Origin of the sequence: Actinoplanes sp. NPDC048791 (assembly GCF_040650095.1) — a bacterium.
GTDB lineage: Bacteria > Actinomycetota > Actinomycetes > Mycobacteriales > Micromonosporaceae > Actinoplanes.
On sequence record NZ_JBEZGQ010000206.1, the window covers coordinates 1 to 10,783 of the forward strand.

Annotated in this window: 8 protein-coding genes and 2 pseudogenes; 7 read left to right on the top strand and 3 right to left on the bottom strand. The window is 71.1% G+C overall.

Features of this window, described 5'->3' with window-relative positions:
• Positions 1–61 precede the first annotated feature (61 nt).
• The 3 genes and pseudogenes from AB0C29_RS17335 (at position 62) to AB0C29_RS17345 (ending at position 3,118) form a co-directional block, all read left to right on the top strand.
• Positions 62–1,987 (top strand): annotated as a pseudogene (locus AB0C29_RS17335) (DEAD/DEAH box helicase).
• Entirely contained in the window at positions 1,980–2,711 is a 732-nt protein-coding gene (locus AB0C29_RS17340) for a hypothetical protein (RefSeq protein ID WP_360821254.1), read from the top strand. The pseudogene AB0C29_RS17335 and the gene AB0C29_RS17340 overlap by 8 nt, the downstream one beginning before the upstream one ends.
• An 8-nt stretch (positions 2,712–2,719) precedes the next feature.
• Positions 2,720–3,118, top strand: coding sequence for a nuclear transport factor 2 family protein (locus tag AB0C29_RS17345; protein ID WP_360821256.1), 399 nt, complete (start codon positions 2,720–2,722; stop codon positions 3,116–3,118).
• Positions 3,119–3,180: 62 nt separating this feature from the next.
• Here AB0C29_RS17345 and AB0C29_RS17350 read toward each other — a convergent pair whose 3' ends face one another.
• Positions 3,181–4,227 (bottom strand): NAD(P)-dependent alcohol dehydrogenase, encoded by a 1,047-nt coding sequence (locus tag AB0C29_RS17350; protein WP_360821258.1) that lies wholly within the window; start codon positions 4,225–4,227, stop codon positions 3,181–3,183.
• Positions 4,228–4,420: 193 nt separating this feature from the next.
• Between AB0C29_RS17350 and AB0C29_RS17355 the strand changes: the two genes are divergently transcribed.
• Positions 4,421–5,446 carry an aldo/keto reductase gene (locus tag AB0C29_RS17355; RefSeq protein ID WP_360821260.1) on the top strand — a complete coding sequence of 342 codons (1,026 nt, stop codon included), beginning with the start codon at positions 4,421–4,423 and terminating at the stop codon, positions 5,444–5,446.
• A gap of 104 nt (positions 5,447–5,550) precedes the next feature.
• Here the strand turns inward: AB0C29_RS17355 and AB0C29_RS17360 are convergent.
• Both AB0C29_RS17360 and AB0C29_RS17365 read right to left on the bottom strand, forming a co-directional pair.
• A pseudogene (locus AB0C29_RS17360) lies at positions 5,551–5,817 on the bottom strand (nuclear transport factor 2 family protein); the annotation flags it as partial.
• 58 nt (positions 5,818–5,875) lie between these two features.
• Positions 5,876–6,571, bottom strand: coding sequence for a M23 family metallopeptidase (locus AB0C29_RS17365; RefSeq protein WP_360821262.1), 696 nt, complete (start codon positions 6,569–6,571; stop codon positions 5,876–5,878).
• Positions 6,572–6,992: 421 nt separating this feature from the next.
• Here AB0C29_RS17365 and AB0C29_RS17370 point away from each other — a divergent pair, with 421 nt between their 5' ends.
• From AB0C29_RS17370 to AB0C29_RS17380, 3 genes are read left to right on the top strand one after another with little or no spacing between them, the layout of a single operon-like run.
• Positions 6,993–8,585, top strand: a complete 1,593-nt coding sequence (locus tag AB0C29_RS17370) for a family 16 glycoside hydrolase (protein WP_360821264.1) — start codon at positions 6,993–6,995, stop codon at positions 8,583–8,585.
• The gene (locus tag AB0C29_RS17375) at positions 8,582–9,586 is read left to right on the top strand and encodes a pectate lyase (protein WP_360821266.1); all 1,005 of its coding nucleotides are present in this window, start codon (positions 8,582–8,584) and stop codon (positions 9,584–9,586) included. The genes AB0C29_RS17370 and AB0C29_RS17375 overlap by 4 nt, the downstream gene beginning before the upstream one ends.
• Before the next feature lie 6 nt (positions 9,587–9,592).
• Positions 9,593–10,555, top strand: coding sequence for a pectate lyase (locus AB0C29_RS17380; protein ID WP_360821268.1), 963 nt, complete (start codon positions 9,593–9,595; stop codon positions 10,553–10,555).
• Positions 10,556–10,783 lie beyond the last annotated feature (228 nt).

A 10,783-nucleotide genomic window follows, 5' to 3' on the forward strand; every position in this document is an offset into this window, starting at 1 on the left:
CGCCGCCCGGCTGTTCGGTGACCTCGACGCCGCCCTGCGCGTGGCCCGGCCCACGGAGCTCGTGCTCGACACCGAGGGCGCGCACCGCTTCCTGAGCCACGCCACCCTGCTCGAACAGGCCGGCTACGGCGTCCTGCTGCCCGCCTGGTGGCGCGAGCCGCAGAGTCTCGGCCTGGCGCTGGAGGTCCGCCCGCGCGACGAGACCGCCCCGGTGTTGCGTGACGACGCCGCCGACCTGGCCACCATCGTCGGCTACAACTGGGGTCTCGCGCTGGGCGGGCGCACGCTGACCGAGGACGAGCTGGCCGACCTGGCCCGGGTGAAGGTGCCGCTGGTGAAGCTGCGCGGCCGGTGGGTCTACCTCGACCCGGAACGGCTGCGGTCCGGGCTCGAGTTCCTGCGGCGCGGCGGCGGCACCATGACCGCCGGGGAGGCGCTGCGCCTGATCCGGCTGCTGCCGCCCGAGGAGCTGCCCCTGCCGGTGACCGCCTTCGGGGGCAACGGGTGGCTCGCCGACCTGCTCTCCGGGCGGCTGGGGGAGCGGCTGGAGCTCCTGGAGCCGCCCGCGGGGCTGGCCGGTGAGCTGCGGCCGTACCAGTTGCGGGGTTTCTCCTGGCTGGCGTTCCTGGACGGGCTGGGGGTGGGCGCCTGCCTGGCCGACGACATGGGTCTGGGCAAGACGGTCCAGCTGCTGGCGCTGTTGCTGCACCGCGGGGGCGGGCCGACGTTGCTGATCTGCCCGCTGTCGGTGCTGGGCAACTGGCAGCGCGAGGCCGCCCGGTTCGCGCCCGGGCTGCGGGTCCGGGTGCTGCACGGCGCCGATCGGCCCGAGCCGGCCGAGCTGCTCGACGGGGCGGATGTGGTGCTGACGACGTACGCGATCGCCGCCCGCGATGCCGACCAGCTGGCCGCCGTGGCCTGGGACCGGGTGGTTCTCGACTAGGCGCAGCACATCAAGAACAGCGCGGCGGGCGTGGCCAGGGCCGTCCGCCGCTTCCCGGCGCGGCACCGGGTCGCCCTCACCGGCACCCCGGTGGAGAACCGCCTGGCCGAGCTGTGGTCCATCCTGGACTTCCTCAACCCCGGGCTGCTGGGCAGCGCGCACACGTTCCGCGCCCGCTTCGCGGTCCCGATCGAGCGGTACGCCGACGAGGACGCCGCCGCCCGGCTGCGCCACGCCACCCGGCCGTTCATGCTGCGCCGGGTCAAGGCCGACCCGGCCGTCATCCAGGACCTGCCGGACAAGCGGCACACCCGGCACCTGTGCGGGCTGACTGTCGAGCAGGCGACGCTCTACCAGGCGGTGCTCAACGAGATGAGCGAGCGGCTCAAGGAGGAGACCGAGATCCGCACCAAGGGCATCGTGCTGTCCGCGATGACCAAGCTCAAACAGGTGTGCAACCACCCGGCGCAGCTGCTCGGCGACGGTTCCCCGCTGCCCGGGCGCTCGGGCAAGCTGGAACGGCTGGAGGAGATCCTCGACGCCGCCCTGGCCGACGGGGAGAGCGTGCTGTGCTTCACCCAGTTCGCCCGCTTCGGCGCGATGCTGGTGCCGCATCTGGCCGCCCGGTTCGCCGTACCGGTGCGTTATCTGCACGGCGGCACGCCGCGGCGCGAGCGCGACGCGATGGTGGCGGCGTTCCAGGCCGACCGCCGTCCCGGGATCTTCGTGCTGTCGCTGAAAGCGGGCGGCACCGGTCTCAACCTGACCGCCGCCAACCACGTCGTGCACGTCGACCGCTGGTGGAACCCGGCCACCGAGACCCAGGCGACCGACCGGGCGTTCCGCATCGGCCAGCACAAGGACGTCCAGGTGCACACCCTCGTGTGCCTGGGGACCCTGGAGGAACGCATCGACCGGCTGATCACCGACAAGGGTGTACTCGCCGAGCGGGTGGTCGGCAACGGCGAGGGCTGGCTGACCGGCCTGAGCACCGACGACCTGCGGTCGCTGCTGGCGCTGTCCCCGGAGGCCGTCGGTGAGTGACCGTTTCTCGGCGCCGTTCATCGCCATGTTCGAGTCCCTGCGGATGGCGCCGACGTTCGCCCGCGGCCGCCGCGACGCCCGGGCCGGGCACGTCCGGCACCTGGCGATCTCCGGCAGCCTGGTCGCGGCGCAGGTGCGCGGCCCGGACGACCCGGCGGCGTTCCGGTCCCGGATCGCGGTCCGGGCCTTCGGGGCCGCGGAATGGGCGCGGATCGAGGACGACCTGGCGGCCCAGGCCCGGTACGTGGCCGACCTGCTCGCCGGGCGGATGCCGGGCGACATCGACGCGGTGTTCACCCGGGCCGGGCTGACCCTGCTGCCGTTGTCGCTGGACGAGGTGGCGATGGACTGCTCGTGCGAGCGCTGGCCGATGCCGTGCGTGCACCTCGCCGCGACCTGCTACGCGCTCGCCGAGTCGTTCGAGACCGATCCGTTCGGCGCTTTCACCTGGCGGGGCCGGGGCCGTGACGAGCTGCTGACCCGGCTCAGCCAGCTGCGCGGCACGGTGACCCCCGCGCCGGAGCCGCGGGAGGCGGCGGCGGACGCGAGTCTGGGCGAGATCGCCGACTTCTGGGGCGGCGCAACCACGACCATGACCCTGCCGGTCCCCGACGCCGGCCGGCCCGACCTGTTGCTGGATCAGCTCGACGCGCCGCCGCTGCGCCCGGGTGGCGTGCCGCTGATCGAGGCGCTGCGCCCCGCGTACCGGGCGCTGCCGGGATAGCCTGGAGAGTGAGCCAGACGCAGAAAGAAATCTTCGAACGGTATCTGTCCGCCGGCGCGATCCGGCGTGACCCCGACGCGGTCGCGGCGCTGTTCACCGACGACGGCGTCTACGAGGCGCCGCTGGTGCCGCCCGGCCATGAGCTGCCGCGCCGCCTGGCCGGCCGGGAGGAGATCCGCAGCGGGATCGGCGCCTACCACCGGCATCCGGCCTTCGAGGTCACTGTGGACTTCGAGCGGTCCGGCTATGTCCTGCACGACACGGCGGATCCCGATGTCTTCGTCGTCGAGATCGACACTGTGCTGGTGACGCCGCTGGGGGAGCGGACGACGATGTCGCTGGTGCAGATCTTCCGGGTGCGGGACGGGCTGATCGTGCAGCTCCGGGACTACTTCGCGCCGAGCTGACCGCTCGACGGCGTGCGCGCAGCCGGCCCGGTCGTCGACCGGGTCGGCTGCGGTGCGCAGGATCAGGCGAAGGTTGCCGCGTCGATGACGAAGCGGTAGCGCACGTCGGAGTTCACGACCCGCTCGTACGCCTCGTTGATCTGCTCGGCCGGGATGGTCTCGATCTCCGCCCCGATGCCGTGCTCGGCGCAGAAGTCGAGCATCTCCTGCGTCTCCCGGATCCCGCCGATCGTCGATCCGGCGAACGCGCGCCGCTTCGGGATCAGCGAGAAGACCTGCAGCGACAGCGGCTTCTCCGGGGCGCCCACGTTGACCATCGTGCCGTCCACGGCCAGCAGCGACAGGTACGCGTCCAGGTCGAGCGACGCGCTCACCGTGTTGATGATCAGGTCGAACGAGTCCGCCAGCTCGGTGAACGTGTCCGGGTCGGAGGTCGCGTAGTAGGCGTTCGCGCCCAGGCGCAGGCCGTCCTCCTGCTTCTTCAGCGACTGGGACAGGACCGTCACGTCCGCGCCCATGGCGTGGGCGATCTTCACGGCGACGTGGCCGAGCCCGCCCAGGCCGACGACGGCGACCTTCTTGCCGGGGCCTGCCTGCCAGTGGCGCAGCGGCGAGTACGTGGTGATGCCCGCGCACAGCAGCGGTGCGGCGACGTCGAGCTCGAGGCCGTCGGGGATGCGGACGACGAAACCCTCGGTGACGACGATGCTCTGCGAGTAGCCGCCCTGGGTCGGCTGGCCGTCCTTGCCGACGCCCGCGTACGTGCCGACGTTGCCCTTGGCGCAGTGCTGTTCCTCGCCGGCGGTGCAGTACCGGCACTCGCCGCAGGAGTCGACCATGCAGCCGACGCCGACGCGGTCTCCGACGGCGTACTTCGTCACCTCGGCGCCGACCTCGGCGACGATCCCGGCGATCTCGTGCCCGACCACGATCGGGTACGGGGTCGGCCCCCACTCGCTGCGCGCGGTGTGGATGTCCGAGTGGCAGATGCCGGCGTACTTGATGTCGATCCGGACGTCGTGCGGGCCGACGTCGCGGCGCTCGATCGTGGTCGGCGCCAGCGGCTCGGTGGCCGACGGGGCGGCGTATGCCTTCACGGTGGTGGTCACGGTTCTCCTCGGTGTTCCGGTGCTTTGCGTCCAGGTAACCGCCGGCCGTCCGGATGTGGGAGGGCCTGACGATGGGGGTACTGGTGGAACCTCCCAGCGCGGCCCGGCCCGGCATAACGTCCGGGGCGGGACACCGCGCCCGGCTGTAGGTGCCCTCACGAGTTCCCGTTATGCCTGCCGAAGGAGTACCGCGATGGAGATGCGACCGCTGGGACGGACCGGAGTGCAGGTCAGCCAGCTGTGTCTGGGCACCATGATGTTCGGCGACTGGGGGACCCGGGACCACGACGAGAGCATCAAGATCATACATCGGGCGCTGGACGCCGGGATCACGTTCGTCGACACCGCCGACGTCTACTCCCAGGGCGAGTCCGAGGTCATCGTGGGCAAGGCGCTGGCCGGCCGGCGCGACGACGTGGTGCTGGCGTCGAAGTTCTTCATGCCGTTCGACGACGACCCGAACCACCGGGGCGGCTCCCGGCGCTGGATCATGCAGTCGGTCGAGAACTCTCTGCGCCGGCTCGGCACCGACCACCTCGACCTCTACCAGGTGCACCGCTACGACCCGGCCGTCGACCTCGACGAGACGCTGGGCGCGCTCACCGACCTGGTCCGGGCCGGCAAGATCCGCTACCTCGGCCACTCCACGTACCCGGCGTCGGCGATCGTCGACGCCCAGTACGTCGCGCGGGACCGGGGGCGTGAGCGGTTCGTCACCGAGCAGCCGCCGTACTCGATCCTGACCCGGGCCATCGAGAACGAGGTCCTGCCGGTCTGTGCGCGGTACGGCATGGGCGTGATCCCGTACAGTCCGCTGGCCGGCGGCTGGCTCTCCGGCCGCTACCGCAAGGACGCCGACCCGGCCGGTCCCACCTCGGTCGCCCGGCAGCGGCTGGCCAACCGCTTCGACCTGTCCCGGCCGGAGAACCAGCGCAAGCTCGACGCCGCGGACCAGCTCGGACAGCTGGCCGGCGAGGCCGGGCTGACCCTGGTCGAGCTGGCGATCGCGTTCGTGCTGCGGCACCCGGCGATCACGGCACCGATCATCGGCCCGCGCACCATGGAGCACCTCGAATCGCAGCTCGCCGCGGCCGACGTACGGCTGTCCGACGACGTGCTGGACCGGATCGACGAGATCGTGCCGCCCGGGGTCACCCTGAACCCGGCCGACAACGGCTGGGTCAGCCCGGCTCTGCAGCCCGCCGCCCGCCGCCGCTGAGCCGGACGACCAGGTCGGCCCAGCGAGCTGAACTGGACCGCGGCCAGCTTCCAGGCGCCGGCCTGCCGGACCCACACGTGGCTGACCCGGACGGTCAGGTCGATGGGCGTGCCCTGCCAGGTGGCCCGGCACCGCTGCACGCCGCGGACGATCGCGGTGCCGTCGTAGTGCCGGACGTCCGTTTCCGAATTGTCGACGGCGAGGAACCGGAAATCGTCGTGGCGGGCGATCCACTGCTGTTTGCCGAGCACGTATCCCTGTTCGCCGATGGACCGGAAATCGTCGGCCAGCAACGATTCCAGGCGGCCGGTGTCGCCGTGCAGTTCCGCCTCGTCGAATGCGGCCTGCAGGGTCAGGATCTCATCCGTCATGATTCCTCGAGTCCGGCCGGGCCGCCGCGGCGGCGCGTCACCGGGCCACCCTAGCGGCTCAGGCCGGGAAGTCCCCGGCGACCGGTTCGACGATCTCGGACTCGTGCGGGACGCCGTGGGCGACCAGGACCGGGGTGGCGCCGGGCCGCCGGTGGGCGCGATATCCGGCGAACGCCATGGGTACGCCGCGCGCGGTGAACGGATCCACGGCGTCCATCACCTGGATGTGCAGGTGCGGCTGGAGTGAGTTGCCGGAGTTCCCGCAGTCGCCGAGCGGCTCGCCGGTGCCGACCTCGTCACCCGGCCCGACCTGGATCGAGCCGGCGCGCAGGTGGGCGAGGACCACGTACCGCCGCTGGTCCCGCAGTTGCAGGATCACGTGGTTGCCGGCGATGGCCCCCGCGCCCTGCCTCGCCCGGGCCGCCTGGGTCACGGCGTAGGCCACGCGGGTGAGCTGCGAGCGCCGGGCCTCGTGGTCGGGCTCGCCGTCGTGGACCGCGACGACCGTGGCCGCGGCGGGGGCGAGGATGGGCAGGCCGAACGCGTAGAAACGGTCCGGCGGTTCGGTGGCCAGGAGCGTGCGCCAGTCCCGTACGCCGGCTGTCCGCCGTCCCCGCACAGCGATGAAGTCCATGGCGTAGGTCGTGGCGAACAGGTGGGTGCCGTGGCTGGGCACCCGCCGGGCCGGGCTGTTGCGGGCCAGCCAGGTGCCCCGGAACGGCAGCGTGAGGGTGACCTGGTCGAGATCGGACATGCGCTTTCCCCCGGTTCGCGAATCGTTCACCGTATCGGCGGGACGCATCGACCGCGCTGCAAACGTTTGCCGTCGAAACGCCCCGCCATTTGGCGCAAAGCCGCCCAGAGCGGGGCACTCCGGTTGACGTCCTGGCCGCCCAGGGGTTTAGCTCGGCGCAAAGCTTTGCCGGGGCACCTGGAAACCCCGGTGCAAACAACCGAAGAGCGGCCCGGGCGCAAACCGGACCCAAAGCTTTCTTCTCGACCGTACGGCCGTCGGGCCGATGAATGCCGGGTCTGTCGCATGCAACAGACCTGCATATCGATGGCATTGACTCCCGACGATGAACTTACCTATGTTTTTCCTAGACGTTTCGTCGACGTTTCGGTCAATTGATCGCGCCATTCCCCCCACCTGTCGTCACTCGGGAGAATTCGCCATGCCCAGAAATCCACTGCTGGCCACCGCTGTCGCGGCGGCCCTGACCGTCATGGTCGCGCTGGTCGGCACGAATGCCGCTTTCGCCGACGCGTTCTTCGGTGACACCTTCGACGACGGCGACGCGAACGGCTGGACGAAGACCGGCGGCAGCTGGTCGGTCGTCACCGACGGCTCGCCGGTCTACCGGCAGGCCAGCACAGGCGCCGGCGCCAAGACCCAGACCGGTGACCTGGCCTGGTCCGACTACACCGTGCAGGCCCGGGTCAAGCCGACCGCCTTCGCGACGTCCGCCCGCTCGGCCGGCATCACCGCCCGCAGCACGACGATGAGCAGCTACTACGCGCTGGTGCTGACCGGCGGCGGCGCGGCGCAGTTGCAGCGCGTCGCGAACGGCACGGTCACCGTGCTGAGTTCGGCGGCCGTCGGCGTCACCACCGGCACCTGGTACGACCTCGCCCTGCGGGTCACCGGCTCCACCCTGGCCGGCTCGGTGAACGGTGCCCAGGTCGTGCAGGCGAGCGACGCGACCTTCGGCTCGGGCCGGATCGGGCTGGTCACCTCGTACGCCGCCGCCTCGTTCGACGACGTGGTGGTCGAGACCCCGGCGCCCGGGCCCGACCCGACCGGCTCGACCCCGCCGACCACGCCGCCCAACCCCGGCTCCGGCCGGGTCGCCGGCACACCCACCGGCTTCGCGGCGGTGAACGCCTGGGGCCGGGCCACCACGACCGGCGGCGCGGGCGGTGCGACGATCGCGGTCGACACGGCCGCCGAGCTGCTGGGCGCCATCGCGCGGCCCGAGCCGCTGACCATCTGCGTCAGCGGCACGATCACCCTGCCGGCCGGCATGTACGACGTCGCGTCGCACAAGTCGATCATCGGCGTCGGCGCCACCGCGGGCATCACCGGCGGCGGCTTCAACATCGGCCTGCCGGTCTCCACGGCGACGACACCGCCGGCCGACGCCGTGCAGAACGTCATCATCCAGAACCTGTCGTTCCGCAAGGCCAGTGACGACTCGATCAACGTGCAGATGTTCTCGCACCACGTGTGGATCGACCACAACGACCTGGCGCAGGGCTACGACGGCCTGATCGACATCAAGCGCGGTTCCTCGTACGTGACCGTGTCGTGGAACCACACCCACCACCACACCAAGAACATGCTGCTCGGTCACGACGACAACAACGGGGCGCAGGACACCGGCCGGTTGAAGGTCTCGTACCACCACAACTGGTTCGACGCGACGCCGCAGCGCAATCCGCGGGTCCGCTTCGGCGAGCCGGTGCACGTCTACAACAACTACTACTTCTACAACACCGACACCGGCGTGGCCTGCCAGAACAACGCCGGCTGCCTGGTCGAGGGCAACTACTTCGAGAACGTCGAGGAGCCGGTGACCAACACGTACGCCGGGCCCGCCGGCCGGTGCGTCGCCCGCAACAACGTCTTCGTCGGCGAGTCGGGTGCCCCGGACTGCTCCGGGACCGTGCAGGAGGCGAGCGCCTATTACGCGTACACCCTGGACGACCCGAACTCTGTGAAGGCGATCGTCACCGGTGGCGCCGGCGTCGGACGGGTTGCGGCATGAGGACGGCTGCGATTGTTGTCGCCGCACTGACCGCGGCTGCCGCCGTACAGGTGCCCTCCACGCGGGTCGCGGCGGCACCCGCCGCAGCGGACGGCTTCGCCGGTGTGGCCGGCTACGGCCAGGCCTCGACCACCGGCGGTGCCGGCGGCCCGACCGTCACCGTCTCCACCACCGCGGCCTTCCTCGCCGCGATCGCCCAGCCCGGCCCGCTGATCATCCAGGTGTCCGGCGCCATCACCCTGCCGACCGGCTCCCGCGACGGCATGCACGACGTCACCTCGGACAAGACCATCGTCGGCCTCGGGTCGACCGGCGCGCTGGTCGGCGGCGGGCTCAATATCGGCCTGCCGGTCGACAACGACGTCACCACGCCGCCGGCCGGCGCCGTGCACAACATCATCATCCGGAACCTGCGGCTCACCGGGGCCACGGACGACCTGATCAACGTGCAGATGTTCAGCCACCACGTGTGGATCGACCACAACGACTTCTCGAACGGCGACGACGGCGCGCTCGACATCAAGCGCGGCTCGGACCTGGTGACCGTGTCCTGGAACAGGTTCCACGATCACGACAAGACGCTGCTGCTCGGCCACGACGACGACAACGGCGCCCAGGACGCCGGCCGGTTGCGCACCACCTACCACCACAACTACTTCGACGGCTCCGACCAGCGCAACCCGCGCGTCCGCTTCGCGCCGGTGGTGCACGTCTACAACAACTACTACCGCGACAACAGCTACGGCGTCGCGTCCACCAACGACGCCGGCCTGTTCGTCGAGGGCAACTACTTCTTCAGCGTCAACAACCCCGGCCGGGTCGACTTCAGCGGCCCGCTCGGGCGGATGGTCCAGCGCGACAACATCCTCGTGGAGTGCAACCACCCGATCGAGGTACGGGGCACCGTCACCGATCCGCGGACCTTCTACGCCTACACGGCGGACAGCGCGTCGAGCGTACCCACGATCGTGCCGGCGGGCGCCGGCACCGGGAAGGTGTGACCCACCATGAGACGACTCCTGGTCATTGCCGTGTTCGGCGCCGCGGTCCTGGTGCCCGGCACGGGGAACGCGGCGGTGGCCGCGCAGGCGGACGGCTTCGCGAGTGTCAACGCGCTCGGGCGCAACGGCACCACCGGTGGCGCCGCGGGACCGACGGTCACGGTCACCACGGGCGCCGCGCTGGCGCAGTACGCCGGCACGAACAGCCCTTACACGATCCTGGTCAGCGGCCGCGTCACCGTCGACGACATGATCACCGTGGTGGCCGACAAGAGCATCATCGGCGTCGGCTCCACCGCGGAGATCACCGGCGGCGGCCTGCAACTGGGCTCGACCACGCGGCCCGGCAACAACGTCATCATCCGCAACCTCAAGTTCAGCAACGCCTCGGACGACTCGGTCAGCGTCACCAACGGCGCCCACCACGTGTGGATCGACCACAACGAGTTCCTGCCCGGCTACGACGGTTCGCTCGACATCAAGCGCAAGTCGACCTACGTCACCGTCTCCTGGAACCGTTTCCGCGGCACCGACAAGACGATGCTGCTCGGCCACTCCGACTCGTACTCCGCCGATGTCGGCTACCTCAAGGTCACCTACCACCACAACTGGTTCGAGGGCAGCAACCAGCGCCACCCGCGGGCCCGGTTCGGCGACCCGGTGCACGTCTACAACAACTACTACCGCGACATCGGCCTCTACGGGATCGCGTCGACCCAGAACGCGGGCGTGGTGGCCGAGGGCAACTACTTCGAGAACGTGCCGTTCCCGTGCCACTCGGTGAGCGGCTACGCCGACAGTGATCCGGGCCGGCTCGTACAACGCGCCAACGCCTTCGTCAACTCCGGGGTCTGCGAGGCGGGCGGGACGGTCACCGAGCCGTCGACGTACTACGCGTACCAGCTCGACGCCGCGTCGTCCGTGCCCGCCGCGGTAACTGCCGGCGCCGGTGTGGGGAGGGTGTCGTGAGAATTGCCCTGTGTGCAGTGCTGGTCGCGGCCGGCCTCTCTGTGGCCGGGCCCGCCCAGGCGGCCCCGGCCGGCGCCCCGGACGGCTTCGCCTCCGTGGCCGCGCTGGGCCTGTCCGGCACCACCGGCGGCGGGGGGGGGGCGGGGGGGGCCCGGCCCACCCACCCACAGCGGCGCCCACCCCGACAAAACCGGGGGCCCCAGACCCAAACCGTGGGGGGGGCCCACG